General features: G+C 58.4%; 14 protein-coding genes. 5 read left to right on the top strand and 9 right to left on the bottom strand.

All coding sequences use genetic code 11. The features are described 5' to 3' along the window. Positions 1 to 8 precede the first annotated feature (8 nt). From RM6536_RS04490 to ppa, 7 genes are all read right to left on the bottom strand, one after another. Complete coding sequence (locus RM6536_RS04490; protein ID WP_060824216.1) at positions 9 to 1,250, bottom strand: type II toxin-antitoxin system HipA family toxin; 1,242 nt, start codon at positions 1,248 to 1,250, stop codon at positions 9 to 11. 43 nt (positions 1,251 to 1,293) lie between these two features. Further along, the gene (locus tag RM6536_RS04485) at positions 1,294 to 1,518 is read right to left on the bottom strand and encodes a helix-turn-helix domain-containing protein (RefSeq protein ID WP_060824215.1); all 225 of its coding nucleotides are present in this window, start codon (positions 1,516 to 1,518) and stop codon (positions 1,294 to 1,296) included. A gap of 260 nt (positions 1,519 to 1,778) precedes the next feature. Next, positions 1,779 to 2,609, bottom strand: a complete 831-nt coding sequence (locus tag RM6536_RS04480) for an S-layer homology domain-containing protein (RefSeq protein WP_060824214.1) — start codon at positions 2,607 to 2,609, stop codon at positions 1,779 to 1,781. A gap of 239 nt (positions 2,610 to 2,848) precedes the next feature. Beyond that, positions 2,849 to 3,676 (bottom strand): S-layer homology domain-containing protein, encoded by an 828-nt coding sequence (locus tag RM6536_RS04475; protein WP_060824213.1) that lies wholly within the window; start codon positions 3,674 to 3,676, stop codon positions 2,849 to 2,851. A gap of 94 nt (positions 3,677 to 3,770) precedes the next feature. Beyond that, positions 3,771 to 5,174: a glycosyl hydrolase family 28-related protein gene (locus tag RM6536_RS08930; RefSeq protein ID WP_081094651.1), complete on the bottom strand. Its 1,404-nt coding sequence runs from the start codon at positions 5,172 to 5,174 to the stop codon at positions 3,771 to 3,773. A 203-nt stretch (positions 5,175 to 5,377) separates the two neighbouring features. Then, complete coding sequence (locus RM6536_RS09015) at positions 5,378 to 6,196, bottom strand: hypothetical protein (protein ID WP_145974241.1); 819 nt, start codon at positions 6,194 to 6,196, stop codon at positions 5,378 to 5,380. Between the two features lie 436 nt (positions 6,197 to 6,632). Continuing rightward, on the bottom strand, positions 6,633 to 7,118 hold the full coding sequence (ppa, locus tag RM6536_RS04465; protein ID WP_005504328.1) for an inorganic diphosphatase: 486 nt from the start codon (positions 7,116 to 7,118) through the stop codon (positions 6,633 to 6,635). Positions 7,119 to 7,448: 330 nt separating this feature from the next. Between ppa and dacB the strand changes: the two genes are divergently transcribed. The 5 genes from dacB (at position 7,449) to RM6536_RS04440 (ending at position 15,817) form a co-directional block, all read left to right on the top strand. Continuing rightward, positions 7,449 to 9,017 carry a D-alanyl-D-alanine carboxypeptidase/D-alanyl-D-alanine-endopeptidase gene (gene dacB, locus RM6536_RS04460; RefSeq protein ID WP_060824211.1) on the top strand — a complete coding sequence of 523 codons (1,569 nt, stop codon included), beginning with the start codon at positions 7,449 to 7,451 and terminating at the stop codon, positions 9,015 to 9,017. A gap of 207 nt (positions 9,018 to 9,224) precedes the next feature. Further along, positions 9,225 to 12,302 carry a DEAD/DEAH box helicase gene (locus tag RM6536_RS04455; protein WP_060824210.1) on the top strand — a complete coding sequence of 1,026 codons (3,078 nt, stop codon included), beginning with the start codon at positions 9,225 to 9,227 and terminating at the stop codon, positions 12,300 to 12,302. Between the two features lie 483 nt (positions 12,303 to 12,785). After that, complete coding sequence (locus tag RM6536_RS04450) at positions 12,786 to 14,027, top strand: MFS transporter (RefSeq protein WP_060824209.1); 1,242 nt, start codon at positions 12,786 to 12,788, stop codon at positions 14,025 to 14,027. A gap of 241 nt (positions 14,028 to 14,268) precedes the next feature. Beyond that, positions 14,269 to 14,889, top strand: coding sequence for a hypothetical protein (locus RM6536_RS04445; protein ID WP_005507641.1), 621 nt, complete (start codon positions 14,269 to 14,271; stop codon positions 14,887 to 14,889). A gap of 196 nt (positions 14,890 to 15,085) precedes the next feature. After that, positions 15,086 to 15,817, top strand: a complete 732-nt coding sequence (locus RM6536_RS04440) for a metal-dependent transcriptional regulator (RefSeq protein WP_005504316.1) — start codon at positions 15,086 to 15,088, stop codon at positions 15,815 to 15,817. 94 nt (positions 15,818 to 15,911) lie between these two features. Here the strand turns inward: RM6536_RS04440 and RM6536_RS04435 are convergent, their stop codons facing one another. Both RM6536_RS04435 and RM6536_RS04430 read right to left on the bottom strand, forming a co-directional pair. Continuing rightward, entirely contained in the window at positions 15,912 to 16,796 is an 885-nt protein-coding gene (locus tag RM6536_RS04435) for a metal ABC transporter permease (RefSeq protein ID WP_060824208.1), read from the bottom strand. After that, positions 16,797 to 17,630 (bottom strand): metal ABC transporter ATP-binding protein, encoded by an 834-nt coding sequence (locus RM6536_RS04430; RefSeq protein WP_060824207.1) that lies wholly within the window; start codon positions 17,628 to 17,630, stop codon positions 16,797 to 16,799. Positions 17,631 to 17,692: the final 62 nt, after the last annotated feature.

Genomic DNA, 17,692 nt, shown 5'->3' with positions numbered 1-17,692 from the left:
CAGGAGCCTTAGGAGCGCGGATGAAGGTACTCTTCAAACTCGTCCTGACGGTGTTCCAACTCTTTCTGCATGGCCTTAAACGGTGAGGCATTTGAGTTGAAAACATATCCCGGGGCGGCTCGGTCTGTGGGCCAGCGAACTGCTCGAGCCGCTTTGAGAGCACGCTTTAGGGCGTCTTTCTGCACCTTGGGTGGAAGACCGATGGTATCGGCAAGAGCAAGCCAATCGTCAACAGTAATCTTCCAGTCTTCGGGTGGTGAACCGTCGCCGGGATTCGAGTTATCTTTTCCGTTCACGCTAAGCGCCATAGACAGGGATTTAATGTGTACAAGCGAACAGGGGATGTCGTAGATAGGAGCTACTTCCCATCCACGGCGTCCCTTGAGGAGCGAAATATTTTTTGCGTGCAGGTCCCCATTGCCTGTCAGCCAGGCGTAGAGAAAATGCAGGTAAAGATTCCTTCGGGCAATAGCCGGGGAAGCAGCAAGCTTCACCATTGCTTGAATGACGCTCTCTGTTGTCACGGCATGGTTGTCTTCCGTGTATTTCTCACCTGAAGGAATACCCAAAATTTGGGCACCATCTTCCATGGCGATGCGTCCCCCAGAGGGTGTTCTGTCGAATCGAGAAACCATCAAACCCGATACGCCGTCCCGATCATAGACAAGCTCATGCTGAGCTACAGGAATCCCCATGAGTGCGGCCGCCGTGAGGTGGGCAGCTTCGTTTTCTACGAGCCCAGGCATTCGTTGCGGGCTGATTTTCAGAAGCGCATCGTAGCCAGCGCCCTTCCAATGTACAGGTAGGGTTTTCATGACAGCGCTCAGCTTTTCTTGAACGCCAGGCAGTCCTCGGCGGTCAACCGTACCCATAAGCTCTGTAAAAGAAACAGCCTCAGGTTGGTTAACCAACGCGGCAGGAGCGGTGTACAGTTCCCGCCCGTGCTCAATAATTTGCACATCGCCTGGAACGTCAGAACCAATCACCAGCAATAAGCCCAGGGTGTTATTTTTGCTGATTTTTTTCTCGGAACTGACAACGTCAAGCCTATAGCCTTCGGGCAAAAGATTCTGAAAGAAAGGAGGAATTGATTCTGCAGTATATTCCGTACCCAAAGGCAGGCTCGTAGCAACTGCCGGACCATTATATTCTGCTCGGTAGGTGAAATGAATCAACCCATTAGCATCTCGCCTCAAATATGCGGCGAGAACACCATCTTTATAGACATCTGCCATAAGTTCATCTGTCATGGCTTTTCTCCAGTTCAGCCTTCTAGCACGGTGTGGGGAGGGGTTAGGTGAGGGGGTTGGCAATAGTCAGCTCGATGCCGAGCTCTTGGGCGACCTTGAGGACCGCACCAATTGACGGGCCGGGTAGCCCACGCTCAATATCGCGGATCGTTTTATCGCTGAGCCCAACCATCCACGCCAACTCCATTTGGGTGATTTTTTCGTACTTGCGGACGGCACGAACCTGGGCACCAAATTCCTGCGCGAACTCCGTTGCGTCGAATGCCATGGGGGCCTCCTCCTCACCGCTACAGAACCTCAGGTTATACGAAGTATTCTTCGTAATACGCCTATATTAGCACCCCAAGAAGCCCTCCGAGGCTGTTTTCCGAAGAATAGTTCGGTTACACATGTCCTTCCACGGAACCTCCGAACACAATCAAAGAGCACAAAAAAGGGGCGTGCCCACCGCCTCCAGCACGCACGAAAACTCGCCCGAACCAGACACTGGGAACACGCCCTCTCCGTTCATCTGCAGCTCACCTATCACTAGGACAGTGACTGCAGACGAGCCACAATCGGTGCCAACTCCTCATGACTGTCCAGAATCATAAGAGGAATAAAAATAGTGCGGTGCGAAGCGAAGTAGTAGTCCGGCACCCTGTAGGCGTCCCATGTCACGTAATCGGCCCTGGGGTAGTTGAAGTTCATGGGCAGGTCATAATCCTCCCGCTTCGCCATTGCATGCTGGTACGCCCAGCTCATTGCTCGATGCAACTCGCTTCCCCGCTTAATGGGGGCAAAACGCTTCTTATATCGTGCAGCATTCGCCTTACCCAGGGGTTCCAAAGTCACCTTAGGGCTACCCGCGGCACGATAAAGGAAAGTAAAGTAGGCGCCACGGCTCGCCGGAGTGTCGTAGTGGAAGGAACCATCAGACCAACCGGTGGTCAAACCCACGCGGGTCGCCCAGATAGCAACCTTATAACGCGCATCGCCCGGGGTCAGGTCGGTGTACGGGGATTTCTCCGGTAGGTTCTTCACCTCGGGTGAGCCAGCCAGCTGATACAGGTACTCCAGCAAACGGCCGCGCGAAATGGTCATGACCTCATTCGGCAGGGACCACTCATCGATGTTGTCCAGCTCAACAGCCTGTTCCTTCGTAATCAGGCCGGTGCACTCCGCCCACTGCCAACTGTTCATAGCGTTCCTGCCGTATTCGCCGTACATTTCGAAACAGTTGACATTAGCCTTGGATTCTTCAGTAGGCTGTGCAGGTTTCGGATCAATATGCGTAGCCTGGGCCACGCCCTGACCCATGAAGCCCATAGTCAGTGCCAACAGTGCTACCGCGCCGCGGGTCGAAAGGTTTTTCTTCATTTTCTATCCTCGGTGAAAGGTGTGAGAACGGAAGAAGAGTGAATTTCTTTGAACATACTCGGAATCTGCACCTCGCGCAATCAACTACACCCGGTGTGCAGGCGGATGCGGCGAAAGACACAACAAAGGCGAAAGATGCAGCAAAAGGGGGCGTGCCCGCCGCCTCCAGCACGCACGAAAAATCGCACGAACCAGACACGGGGAACACGCCCCCAGCAAGCCCTCCCGCTCACCTGCCGTTAGGACAGCGACTGCAGACGAGCCACAATCGGTGCCAACTCCTCACGGTAATCAAGAATCATGAGAGGGGTGAAAATAGTGGGGTACGAAACGTAATAGAAATCCGGTGTTTCATTGAAATCCCCCGGCGTGTACCCGTCAGTGAGGAATCTAGTGTCATACGCCCGGACATCTTCCCCCTTCGCCAGCGCATGCTGATACACCCAGCTCATTGCTCGATGCAACTCACTACCCTCCTTAATGGGAGCAGCACCCTTCTCAGCACGCACAGCATTCGCCGCATCCAGAGATTCCAGAGTCACCTTGGGGCTACCCGCAGCACGATAAAGGAAGGTAAAGTAGGCGCCACGGCTCGCCGGAGTGTCGTAGTGGAAGGAACCATCAGACCAACCAGCACTCAAACCTACACGGGTCGCCCAAATAGCAACCTTATAACGGGCATCGCCCGGAGTCAGGTCGGTGTACGGGGACTTCTCCGGCAGGTTCTTCACCTCGGGTGAACCCGCCAGATGGTACAGGTGCTCCAGCAAGCGGCCACGCGAGATAGTCATGACCCCGTTCGGCAACTTATCTTCATCGGTTGTAGCCAGCCCAACAACCTGCTTCTTCGTAATCAGGCCGGTACACTCCGCCCAGTGCAAATTGGTTATAACGTTCTTGCCGTAATAGAAGTGCATGTCAAAACAATTAACATCAAATTCCAGCTCTTCTACAGGCTGTGCAGATTTCGGCTGAATGTATGCCGCCTGGGCCGCGCCCTGACCCATATACCCCATAGCCAGCGCCAACAGTGCCGCCGCGCCGCGGGTCGAAAGGTTTTTCTTCATTTTCTATCCTCGGTGAAAGGTGTGAGAGTAGAAGAAGAGTGAATCCCTTTGAACATACTCGGGATTCACTCTCCGCGCAATTATTTCAGAATGATTAAACTTTTACGTCATTTTGACTATTCCGATTAATCTCATTATCTTGCGAGGTTCTATAGACCACAAAATTAATATCAATATAGAAATTGCCCCAGGGGACACTGCGATCTCTCCTAAAGAAAAGGTGCCGACCGTCACTCGAAGTCAATTTATTACCATCACGGGCATTACGCGATGAACCGGCCACAATACTAATATCATCCAGCTTATTCTCCAGATAAAACCCGTAACGCGAGGAACGCTGGCCAACTTTCGGATTAGCCGAACGCGGCGATACTAGGCGTGCTCCAGAAGCATTTCGTCCAATATACCAATTAGCTGCTTCATCAGTGCGTGCAGTTCCCTTAAGAATAAGTGAATTCTCGAGACTCGAGGACTCACCTAGACAATTCATAAACTGATTATCCTTGAAACCTACGACCCACCCGTGCCCGCCATTCTCCTGAGCGGTACATCCGATGAACATATTCCGTTCGCCAAAAACTGCCCACCCGGCACCAGACTTTCTGCGGTACTGATCTCTATCGTGATAAAGGTCGGAATTTGGCTTATTGCGAATAGCAAACCAGGCGGTACATGCCACAAATTTACATTGAGCCCCATACACCTCAATTGCCCCATGATATCCGCCACCAAGATTGGCATCAGAGACCTCAACCATCACAAACTTATTATCCGCAGCTCCAGAGTTCAAACTCTCTGTTCTACGCTGAACATGACCCACCGGCTTTCCCACCAAGAGCCCTTGTCTGCGAGTTTTACGAATGCGGACCTTATCAACCTTCATAGCACGATCATGTTCACCCAGGATGGCAATTCCGATTGCGGTATCCCAGATTTCAACATTTGAAATAATGGGGGCAGCTTCAGGTTCATTAAAAATATCATATCTTGTATGAACAATAATGCCCGCAATATTATCCGGTATATAATTATCAGCAACATGCTTACCCTGAGCAATTTGATACTCAAAAAATCCTTTACGAATATTAGGATTCAAAAGATTAAGATTGGCGGCACGAATAAACATATCCCGCACCCCAAAACGCATTGGTATATTTGTTCCCATATCACCCACAAAGGTATTGTATGACCCCATATGAAATACCCCCTGACACTCCATATCATCACCATCAACATCTCTTAAAATCTTCGGGTTTTTATTAAACCCAATAATTTGTGTTGAGAATCCATGACCATACACCTCTACCCTATCCCTGAGATTAATAAAATCATTACTCACAAGATAGATTCCCGAAGGAATCTCGACAGAACCACCACCGGGAACAGCGGCCACCGAGTTAATGGCATTTTGAATTGCTGGTGCGGAATCCTTCGTGCCGGTTGGGTCTGCACCAAAATCCAAAACATTCACATGCTTTGATTTACTATAATCAACCATATTGTATTCCTTTCTTAAGCCATGTAGTTCAAACGCATTCAAATAGTTTGAATGCTAACCCACCAATTTTTCCTGAATATCTATACATAAAGATGATTTGATGTTTAATTCTATTAAATCTGTACCAACCCCCTATCAATCATCTCTTTTTGCAGAGCAAGATTTCCCGAATCCACAACCCTGCGATTACCCCCATAATTGTTTTATGGGGCAGCTATTGTGGTACATGTCAATACGCCTCCCGGCGTCCTAACACTAATCCGATAGGAAGCCGACACAGTAGATCCGCCGTATTCGCTACGACCCGGGAAATACACACCAAAGCACCCTCGTTGAAACAACTCTTCCGGCTGAGAAATATCTTTATCAACCTCAAGACCCCATTCCCAGCGCTGAGCTTGAATAAACGCACCGTCATCTTCTCCAAGGGATGCGTTTCCCTTCATCTCCCCTTGGTAGACACCACAAAAATACTCAGTGCTCTCTATTGAGGCACCACGCGCACGAACCACCTTCAGACCCGAGTCCTCACGCACTGTCAGTGATGGTGCAGCCGGGTACCCCTCAGGAGAATGGCTTGTCAATCCCATAGAACCCGGCTGCCAACGGCTCATCTGCACCATGTATTCTTGCGATCCACTCAGCTGTTCAAGCTCTACCACAATCTGCTGACCCGAAGGAATTTTAGACAGCCACTGCCCTGTATCACGGCGAATATGGGGGCGAATTACCTCATACAAGAATCGCTCTCCTTGATTCCCCATCAGTTCTACCGACGGAAGCGCATGCACCCCAGCATAGGGGCCCGAAAAGGGAAGGAGCTGAAACCACAGAATGACATTATCTGCACCATTAGTCGGCAACCATGCTTCACGAAGCGGGGCAACAGTGCATCCATCTATTTGCTGGGGAGACCCAACAGAGCTCTGAATACCCCATGCCGTGCTCTGAGGTGCTACGAAGAAACTTACCAGGGCAAATGACGAAAGCCGGCACACATGCCGGCGTGACAGTTCAGACATGATAGTCCTTAAATTGAGTTGAGTGATGACAATAGTGTGTGGCGTTTACGCTTCGTCGACGCTCTTACACCGCACTCCTTCAACCCTACTCTGAAAATTCACCGTTTTGAGTATTCACAAGCAAATATTTCATTCTCGTGAAAAAATATATATCAAGGTAAACCTGAGATTTATTAAAATCTCACTTTAAACTTGAATGTTTATGCAACTAGAACTTTAGAAATATCTTTAAAAATCTGAACTTGCAGAAATATTACAAACCCCACCGCACAAAGTACTTGCTGAAATCGACCTCAACAAAGCCCTGGGCAACGGCTCCGAGCACAACAAAAGGGGGCGTGCCCACCGCCTCCAGCACGCACGAAAACTCGCACAAACCAGACACGGGGAACACGCCCCCCTGATAAAAACCGGGTGCACCTAACGGTGCGGCAGCTTAGTGACCCTCAGCTGCGAAACGGTCGATAGCCTCCTGGACCATCTTCTCAGCAGCAGCCAGGTCTTCCCAGCCCTCGCCCTTAACCCACTTGCCGGGCTCCAGGTCCTTGTAACGCTCGAAGAAGTGCTGAATCTCAGCCTTCAGCTGCTCCGGAACATCAGCCAGGGACTTGATGTGGTCGTAGCGCTTGTCGGTGGGAACGCACAGAACCTTAGCGTCGCCGCCAGCCTCGTCGGTCATGTTGAACACTGCGACCGGGCGGGACTCAACCAGCACGCCGGGAACAACGTCAACGTCCAGGATCAGCATTGCGTCCAGCGGGTCGCCGTCCTCACCGAGGGTGTTCTCGAAGTAGCCGTAAGCGGTGGGGTACTGCATGGAGGTGAACAGCACACGGTCCAGGCGCAGGCGGCCGGTCTCGTGGTCCACTTCGTACTTCACGCGGGAGCCGCGGGGAATTTCAATAGTGACGTCGAGTTCCATCGGAACCTTCTTTCTCGTGAGTTAGAGTCACTTTCGCGGCGACTTCGGCGCGCAAGGTGCGAAAGTTAGGTGTTGAACTCACCCATTGTAACCCGTTCACGCACACCGAAACCGCGTATTCGGCGCCAAAACCACCGTTATTTACCACGCTCACACCACTGTTAACGTTCCGCCTAGTCCCACGCGCGCCAGCACACCCTGCCAGCACACTCCGCCGCCATGCAGGCAGCCCAGATAGGGTTCGTGAGGGGCAGCCGGAACACGGCATGAGCATCCCAGCACCGGCGCGTAAATTCGATAGGCACCCCATCCGCCCGCTATGCTCAAAAGATGCCTTCCAACAAGCACAACACCCAGACCACCACCCTCACCCGCCGCGCCGCCCTCACCCTCGGCGGCATGCTCCTCCTCACCGCCTGCGGATCCGCCGCAACCGAACAGAAACGCCCCGAAGGTTCCGCAAGCCCCAGCGGCAGCGCGTCCGGCACCGCCGAGGCGACCGCCTCCGCAACCCCGAGCGCCACCCCGACCCTCGCACCCGCGCTGCCCGAGGCCGAACAGGAGCAGCTACGCAACGCCCTCACCGCGCTCTTCGCAGACGGCACCTACCCGCAGTACAGCCTGCTCGTCACCGGCATGGACGGCAACCTACCCAGGATCAAGGCAACCACCGCACCCGCCGACCTGTACGCCGCCAACGCCGACACCGCGCACGTGCCCGCCTCCACGTTCAAAATCCTGACCCTGTTCGCGCTCAACCACTACGCGAACCTGCAGGCGCGCCTGCGCACCCGCGTAACCCGCGACGCCGCCGGACTGTACCTCATGGCAGGCGGCGACACCCTGCTCGGTGCGGGCGCCTCCAACCCGAAGCAGATCGTGGGGCGCGCAGGCCTGACCACCCTCGCCGAGCTAACCGTGAAGGCACTGAACGAGGGCGAAAAGCCCACCGCGGCGCTACCCGTCTACCTGGACGGCACCTTCTTCACCGGCCCCAGCGTGAACCCCGGCTGGGAAGACGCCGACGTGGCGTCCGGCCAGATCACGCCCATCCACCCGATTGCGCTCGAATCGCACACGGTGCCGGGCAAGTCGACCGCAAGCAACCCGGTACGCCCGGATGATGCGGCGGTTGCCGCCCAGCAGGCGTTCGTGGATGCACTCAACACCGCCGGCAAGGAGTCCGGCCTGAGCTTCACCCTGGCTGAGCGCCGCACCGCCCCCGCGGAAGCGGTCGAAATCGCCGCGGTCGAATCGGCAACCCTGCTTGAGCAGGCGCAGCACATGATGCTCGAATCCGATAACGCCCTGGCTGAGGTTCTCGGTCGTTGCGCCGCCATTGCCGCCGGTAAGGAAGGCAGCGGCGAAGCGGCACAGCAGACCGTGCGCCAGGCGCTCGTGGACGCCGGCGTGAACATTGAACACCTGGTGCAGGCGGACGTATGCGGCATGTCCCTAACGGACCGCGTGACCGCCCGAACCCTCGTGCAGGTTGTGGCTCTGCTGAATGCTGACGAGCATGCGGAGCAGCTGATGAGCACGTTCCCGGTCGCGGGCGTGAGCGGCACCCTGACCGGTCGTTTTGGTGCGGCAAACGCCGTGCACGCGCGCACCTTTGTGCAGGCGAAGACCGGCACCTTGTACACGGTGTCTTCGCTGTGCGGTGTGGCGACCCGACCCGACGGCACCCGCCTGATTTTCGCGATTATTCTGAACGATCTGGGCGGTGCGGATGCGCTGCCCGCCGCGAAGGAACGCGTGGACGCGGCGGCGGCGGCGATTGCGAACCGTTCGACTGCGCCGAGTGCTTCTGCCAGCCCCTCTGCGGTAGCGGCGAGCGCTTCGGCGGCGCCCGCGGCGGCAGTTTCTACCGCGGCCGCGGCGAGTGCAGTCTCCTAGTGTGTTCACCCGGATAGCCCCGAAATCCCCCCTAAATCATCCCACTTAGGTTGATTTTCTGTAATGTTTCACGTGAAACCTGAAAATCAACCTCTCGGGGTGAGAGGGGCACGGGGTGCCGACAGACTCCTCAACCGGGACTCGCGCCCGCTCACCCGGCAGGGTTTCACGCCCGCTTTGTTTCTCTCCTCCAGCAGAAAAGTCACCATGGACCTTACCTTCACCCTCGCTGATCTGACCGCTACCTCCGCCTGCGAGCTGCGGCTCTACACCGAGCTTCGGGAGCGTGCGCAGAAGCAGTCTGCCCACCCGACCCACGAGAAGTTGGAGCGCGCCCGCGAAGCGTACCGCGAGTGCCTGCGGGCGCTAACCGCCGGTGGAATGGTCGGCTGTGGAGTAGGCAGCAGTGAGCACGCGGGCGGCACAGCGCGCCCGGTGCCGCTGGTGGCGACCTCCGCGGCGGGGCTGACCTACACGGTGGAGCTCGACCGTCTGGAGTACTCGCCTGAGAACAGCACCTCCGAGAGCAATACCGCCCGAATCGCCTGCACCCCGCACCTGGGTGAGGCGGCACATCGGGCACTATTGCGAGGTGCCCTGGCGGCGCACCTGCTGACCGCTAGTGCAACCGAGAGTGCCGAGAATGCCGCGCGCCTCGACCTTCATCTGGGGCACGGCGCGGATGAGTACGGCGCAGAACCTGATTCGGAGCCCACTGAGCATTCCTCCCCCGTTCCTCAACCTCACCGGGTTGATTCGGCGCGTATTCTGCCGCTAATTCGCCTGCAAGAGCAACGTCTCCTGCTGCTCACCCAGGCGCTGAACGAGGGTGTAGAACCGGCGGAACTTGCCGAGCGCATCCCCTATTTTCTGACCTGCGACGAGTGCCCGGCGTGCCTGAACGCGGCGGCTTCTCTTGCCCTCGCGACCGATGCCCCGGAGCTCGTCACCGAAGACACTGCCGAAGATACCGCCGAGAATCCCGAAACTGAGGAGCACCCGGTCATGTACCGGGTGCCCGCCGCCGTCGAGAACGACAGCGAACAGTACCGCCTGCAGTGCCTGCTGGATGCCCAGCTCGCCTCCCTGGAGGAGCACGCGGCGGAGCACGGCTGGGGTGCCGGTGAGCTTGAGGCGGCGATGCTGTTGTCCATGACGAATTATCACCGCCGCGAGCGTGCCCCGTTCTGGCGTGAGCACATTCGCCGCCTGGAGGACGGCCCGACGGCGTGGGTGGCGAGCCGCGATTACGCGTACCTTAATCGGGTGCAGGTGCTTTCGGTGGAGCATGCGCATGCTCTTCTGAATACCCCCGCAGACCTGGAGGCGCTAGCCGCCGCCATGAAGGAGCCCACCGAGGTTGAAGACGCCCCCGGCTGGTATCGTGTGCGCGGCGCGCAGGTGCGCCTGTTGCGTGCGCGAATTGAGGCTGACCCGAGCCTGGTGATTGCGCCCTCTGACCGTGCGGTTTTTTGTGTGTATGAAGCGGGGTTGAGCCCGCAGATTGCGCTGGACCGTATGGAGTCGCAGGTGAATTATTTCCGTGCGTCGAATCCGGGTGAGCGTGTGCCCGCTGAGTTGGCGGCGACGGGTTTCTTTGGCTTGCGTGTGCTGGCGGTGGCGCAGGGCGGTTTTGGTGCCGGTTCCGTGGATTCTGCGGACCCCGAAGAGGCTGGCGCAGAGTCGGCTGGCGCAGAGTCGACCGGTGAGTTCTTGGAGGTGCTTCTGCAGGAGCGCATCCGCGTGAAGGATGAGCCGCACGGTGCCCTGCCTTCGGGTATTGGTCCTGGCGATCCGGTGTCTACGGCGACGATTGAGGCGGCTCTGCAGGCCGATGTGCACGGGCTGCTTTTCGATGGCGCGCTCATGCCTGACCTCCCCGTATCCGATGAAGATTCTGAGCCGTCCGAGGCTCCCTCCTCGCCCCGCGCCCTGCAGAGCGTGCTCGATGCGGCGGCTTCGCTGACGGGGGTGGAGAGCGCCTCCACGGATTTGTTGTTCCGCCGCGCGCCGCGCCTCAAGAAGGGCGCTTTGAATGCCAAAAATACAGAAAATCTACCTCGTGAGGTTGATTTTTCTGCCTCTGACCTGCCCACGGTGGATGCCGTGCACGCGGCGGTTCGCGCCCTCGACCGCTCCTATGTGGCGGTTCAGGGCCCTCCCGGTGCGGGCAAGACCTTCCTCGCCTCGCACGTGATTGCGCGCCTGGTGGCTGAGGGTGCGAAGGTGGGCGTGGTGGCTCAGTCGCATGCGGTGATTGAGAACCTCATGGTGGCGTGCTGTGCCCGTGATGGTTTTGATGTTTCGCGTGCGGTGCGTCTACGCGGCAAGTCGGTGACTCCGGACGCCCCGTGGTCGGAGGTGTCTGATTCTGAGCTGGTGGAGCTGATTTCTGGTGCGGGCGGTCTGCTGTTTGGCGGTACGGTGTGGGATTACGTGAGTGAGCGTCGCGTGCCTGCCGGGTCGCTGGATGTTCTGGTGGTTGATGAGGCGGGCCAGTTCTCTCTAACGAATACGGTGGCGGCGGCTCGTGCGGCGCGTTCGGTGCTGCTGTTGGGTGATCCGCAGCAGTTGCCGCAGGTGTCGACGGGTGTGCATCCGTACCCGGTGGACGTTTCGGGGTTGGGCTGGTTGTCTGATGGGGCGGCGGCGCTGGATCCTCGTTTTGGCTATTTCTTGGGTGAGTCGTGGCGCATGGATTCGGCGTTGTGCGAGCGCGTTTCGTGGCTGTCGTATGATGGCGCGCTGGCGAGCGCTGCGTCGACAGCTGGTCGTGCTCTGCGGGGTGTTGAGCCGGGTGTGGTGTCGTATCCGGTGGAGCATTCGGGCTGTTCGGTGCGGTCTGTGCAGGAGGCGCAGGCGGTCGTGGATTGCGTGCGCGAGCTGTTGGGCAATGAGTGGGTCCCGGCGGCTGGTGCTGAGCCGCGCCCGCTGGCGGCGGAGGATTGCATTGTGGTGGCGGCGTATAACGCGCAGGTTGATTGTGTGCGTGAGGCGCTGGTTGCCGCTGGTTTGGCGGATTCTTCGGGTGCTGGCGTGCGTGTGGGTACGGTGGATAAGTTCCAGGGTCAGGAGGCTGCGGTGGTGTTGGTATCGTTGGCGTCGTCGCGGGTTGATTCCGGGCGCGGTGCGGGGTTTGTGCTGTCGCCGAATCGTTTGAATGTGGCGGTGTCGCGTGGCCAGTGGCGGGCGGTGCTGGTGCATTCGCCGTGGGTGGCGCGTTCGGTGCCGCAGGATGTTGAGGAGGTGCTGGCTCTGTCGGGCTTCGCGGGCCTGGTGGAGTAGCACCTAGTGCAGCCCTTATTCTGCGCTCTTCTACACTCCCCCGCCAGCTACATTGCGGGGGGCGTCTTTGGTGCGCCCGGAATCGGGTTTAACTGAGGTTCAGCCGAGGTTTAGTTGGGTGGAAGCACCAAGAATGAATTATAGTCAAACTAACCCTAATGTCAATACTCAAAATGAGGAAAGTTTTTCAACTAGTGTTCATGTATATGATTAACGTCTCTTATAGAATCTAAAGTATCGCGCGACACACTTCTTGTGCGGGGGCTCCCGATGAGCCGCCCCGTGCATCCTCAACCACCCCGTGATAACCGGCGGGCCCGTCATGACCGGCGGGCACAGGCAAAAACAGACGAATACAGGCAGGCGCAGCCGACTGTCTGGGTATTCACTCATACGATTGCGCGCTACGAATTGCGCACAATGAACTACGCACGACGGATTGCACGCCGCGCGACACCATAAACCCCATCGTGGAGGTCCCCCATGAGTGTCAACACCGAGCTACTCAAGAATAGAGATTTTCGAAATACTCTCTTCGCCATTGGAGCCAACCAGCTCTCAGACTCGATGAGTTATATCACCACACCCATCATTATTTTGGCGCTGACCGGCTCCCCCGAGGCCGCGAGTATCACCCTCTTCGTCGCGGGTGTTCTCGCCACCTGCGCCGGAGCAGTATCTGGAACGTGGGTCGACAGAATCGGCCCCTCAAAGTGCCTGGCGCTGTCCTGTATTGGCCAGTCACTGTCCTGGGTGGCGATTCTTCTCTACCTCGTTTTCAACGTCACCAACATTTACGTTTTGGTGATCACGATTTCTCTCGCCGCCATCATTTCAACCTTCGACTACCCGAGCGAGCAGTCCATCATTACCCGTGTAGTCCCCAAGGAGCACCTGGGGTACGCCTCCGGTATGGGTGAGACGCGTGAGTCCACCGCCAACCTACTGGGTGGCCCTGTTGCGGGCATCATTATCGGCTTTTCGACCGTGCTTATGACCGCCGTTCACGCGGTCGTTAACCTGCTGGCGTTCATCGTCGCACCCAAGAGCTACGGTGCTAGTCGGCAGCCCACGGAAGAGGAAGAGGGCGAGAAAACCAGCTTCTGGCAGGACTCAAAAGCCGGTTTCGAGTACATCCTGAAGAACAAGGTACTGGTGTCCATCGCGTTCGTTTCAACGCTTGCAAACTTTGGAACGGTCGGCATTCCGCTCACCTTCATCTACTACTACACCTTGGAGGGCGCACACCCGCTCTTCATCGGCATCTTTGCGAGCGCCTTCGGCGTGGGCGTGCTGCTCGGTTCGTTCCTGGTCGGCCCGCTGACCGAGAAGTTTGCGCTCGGCCCACTCGGTATCACCTCCCTGGCCATCATGTCGGCCTGCTACCTGTTGCTGCCGGTGGTTCATTCGATGCTGTGGGCGGTGTGCCTGCTGATTGTGCTGGCGGGTATTGTGCTCCCCTCCTTCAATTCGAGCATCATTGCGTACATTAACGCATCCACCCCGGAGCACATGATCGGTCGCGTGCATTCGGTGCAGGGCATCCCGAACATGGCACTGACCCCGCTGGCTGTTCTGCTGGCAGGCTTCCTCATTGTTGATTGGGGTATTACGTACACGGCGCTGTTCTACGCGGTGTTCATTTTCCTGTCGCTGGTGGTGATGGTATTCCAGAAGCCGCTGCGTCAGCTGCCGCATATCTCGCAGGTAACGAACGCACAGTAGTTCCGCGGTAGCCCCGTCTATCAACTCCACTCAACGCCCCCGAAAGCGAATAATTCAACGTGCACTTGCATGAAAATTATTTTCCTTTCGGGGGTGTTCTACGTCCTTTCGAGGATTTCTGCACACAGTGCATGCTCACGATAATTCCCCTTATCAATGCGTATTTTTAGGGGTTTAAATGTTGCCGGTATTACGGCGAACCTTACGCCGCTTGTTGAAGGTTTTACGGCATAATAGGAAGGTGTTCGTTCTAACCTTTATTCAACGTTCCGCACAGCACTCACTCACTGCACTGTCGGACGAACTCGCAAAGCTCAACCCGCGTGTTGCCTTCGCCCAGACATACCCTGACGAAATTCAGGGCGCATTCGACCGCGCCAGCGACGCACTCCACGCGGCGCTCATTGCCGCGCGCGATAACGGCTTCTGGGTCGGCATCGGAATCGGCGAGCTCAACATCCCCCGATTCGCAGGCGCACTCGGCGCCGTCAGCACCACCGACTGCACCGGCGACGCCCTCGAATTCTCACGCCTCGCCGTCGAAGAAGCACAAGGAGGCGCACCCGTACGCTGCATCAGCGTCAGCGCCGACAACCGCCACCTCGCCGACCTCGCCGCAGGCTCCGCACGCCTGCTCTACCGCGTATGCGCCGACCGCACCGACGCCGAATGGCGCGTAGTAAACCTGCTCGTACCCGGCGTACGCGGCCAGCAGAAGGCCGCCGCAACCGCACTCGGCATCACCACCCAGGCGGTCAGCCGCACCCTCGTCCGCTCCCTCTGGCACGAGGAGCAGGCGGCACGCGGTGCGCTCATCGAGCTGCTGACCCGTATTGACCGTTCGCGCCGCCGCGCCACCTAACCTCCGCCGCGCATCCCTCATTCTTTCGCGACTGCCAGCCTTTCGGTGCCTGCCAGCGCGGAACCGAACACCTGGTCCCGCCCGTGATGGTCACCCCCTGCCAGGGGTGAAATATCCGGGCGGGACGCTCTTTAAGCCCGCGCTGAATACCCTGCAGCTCGACGGGCAAAACCAGAGAAAAGGTAGACTTATCTTTATGCCTCTCTCAGAACTTTCCGTCAGCACCCAGAACTACCTCAAGGAAATCTGGAGCCTCGAAGAATGGACCAAAACCCCTGCCACCGCATCCGCCCTGGCAGAACGCATGGGCCTGCGCATTTCTTCGGTATCTGACGGCCTCAAGCGCCTCGCCGCCGCCGACCTGATTGAGCATCAGCCCTACGGCGCTATTGAGCTCACTGAAACCGGCCGCTCCTACGCGCTGGCGATGATTCGCCGCCACCGCCTCATTGAGACGTTCCTCGTGGAGACCCTCGGCTACACCTGGGACCGTGTGCACGACGAGGCGGAGGTTCTGGAGCACGCGGTATCCGACTTCATGGTGGACCGCATCGACACCCTGCTGGGGCACCCGACCCGCGACCCGCACGGCGACCCGATCCCGGACTCTTCGGGGCATATTAGTTTTCCGCAGACCGTGCCGCTGAGCCAGTGCGAACCCGGCGAAACAGTCGTGCTCGAACGCATCAACGATGACGACCCGCGCCTGCTGCGCTACCTGCAGGGCCACGGTTTTGTGCCCGGCGTGCGCCTGCACATTGAGGAGGGTGCGCCCTTCTCGGAGGCGGTGAACGTGAGCGTGGTCGGTGCCGGTTCCGGCAACCTGCACGAGACGGACGCGGCCGGTGCGGTGAAGCCCGGCGGTACCATTATTCCGTTGGGTGCGGAGGCGACCGCCTCCCTGTTCGTGTCCCGCACGGTGCGCTAGATACAGGGCGGTAGCGGCACCCTAGAATTTCAGAAAATAGCGCTAGGCGGAGGTCCCATGAAGGGCCTCCGCCTAGCGCTGTATTGAGTTAGTTTTAGGAAGCTGAGGGCTCAGTTTTCGTTGCGGCAGTGCTGAGTCGGCGGGCGCGCATCCTGCCCAGCAGACCGTAGCGCGGGGCGAATACGTACGCCAGGGCGAACAGTATGCCCTGCGTGACGACCACGGCACCACCGGGGGATACGTCCGCGTAGTAGCTGGCGTACAAGCCGGTCAGCGTGCCCACCAGGGAGACTCCCACGCTCACCGCGAGCATCGGCACGAACCGGTCAGTTATCAGGCGCGCGGTGGAGCCGGGGATGACGAGCATCGCCACGACCAGCACCACACCCACGATCTGCAGCGCCACCACGGAAGTCAGCGCCAGCATAATGAGCAGCAGCGCGCCGAGCAGACGCGGACGCAACCCCACCGCCTGCGCAAAGCCCGGGTCGAATGCGTACAGCACGAAGTCGCGGCGCTTGACCATCAGCACGGCGGCAACCACCACCGCGAGGACGGCGACCTGCCAGACGTCCGACCAGGACACACCCAGCACGTTACCGAAGAGGATATGGTTCAGGTCCGTATTCGACGGCGTGACCGAAATCAGCACCAGACCGAACGCGAACATGGTCGTGAACACGATGCCGATCGCGGCGTCTTCGCGCACGCGGCCGCTGCGCCGCACCCCGCCGATGAGCGCCACTGCCAGGAGCGCGGCAATGACCGCACCCACCGCGAAGGGCGCACCGAAAATGTAGGCGAGCACCACGCCGGGTAGCACCGCGTGCGAGATCGCGTCGCCCATAAGCGACCAGCCGAGCAGCACGAGCCAGCAGGACAGCAGGGCGCAGACGGCGGCGGCAATGACGGTGACCACGAATGCGCGGAGCATGAAGGGCAGGGTCAGCGGCTCCACCAGAAAGTTGAGGATGTCCATTTAGTTCTTCCCTTCCGCAGAGCTGATCGTAGTAGTGCCGGAGGTAGCAGCGCCGGGGGCAGCGGTAGCGACCGACGCGCCGGCGTCCACTTCCATGCCGAAGGCACGCACCAGGTTCTCGGGGGCGAGCACCTTCTCCGGGGTGTCGTGCATCAGAATCTCGCCGCGCAGCAGTAGCGCCTCGTCGGCGAACTGGCGCAGGGTCGCCAAGTCGTGCGTGGAAACCAGCACGGTTGCGCCCTCGTCGCGCAGCTGTTTGATGACCTGCATGAGCATCGCCTCGCTGCGCTTGTCCACGCCGGCGAAGGGCTCATCCAGCAGCAGCAGCTGGGCACCCTGGGCGATAGCGCGTGCCACGAAGGCGCGCTTACGCTGACCGCCCGAGAGCGCCCCAATCTGACGGTCGGCAAGGTCGGTCAGTTCCACGCGGGCGAGCGCCTCATCCACGGCGGCACGGTCTGCGGCACGCAGGTGGCGGGTGATGCCGAGGTTACGGTAGCGCCCCATGTTGACCACCTCACGTACGGAGATGGGGAAGGTCCAGTCGATTTCTTCGCTCTGCGGCACGTAGCTGACGAGTCCGGCGCGGTGGCGGTGTGCGTTCTTACTGCGGCTGCCGGTGCGGTTGCCGCCGACAGGCTGCCCGTCGAGGGTGATGCTGCCGGCGTGCATGGGCACGACCCCCATGATGGCTTTGAAGAGGGTTGATTTGCCGGAGCCGTTCATACCGATCAGGCCGCAGATACGTCCGGTGCCCAGGGTGAAGGAGGCGCCGGTGAGGGCACGGACGGGCCCGTAGTTCACGTGTACGTTATCGCAAGTGAGAAGTGACATTCGGTGGTTCTTTCGAGGTTTCTTCTTTCGAAGTTTCTTGGGGGTGCGGTGAAGCTGATGAG

This window comes from Rothia mucilaginosa (assembly GCF_001548235.1).
GTDB classification, from domain to species: domain Bacteria; phylum Actinomycetota; class Actinomycetes; order Actinomycetales; family Micrococcaceae; genus Rothia; species Rothia mucilaginosa_B.
This window is presented reverse-complemented; position numbering and strand designations above follow the sequence as displayed.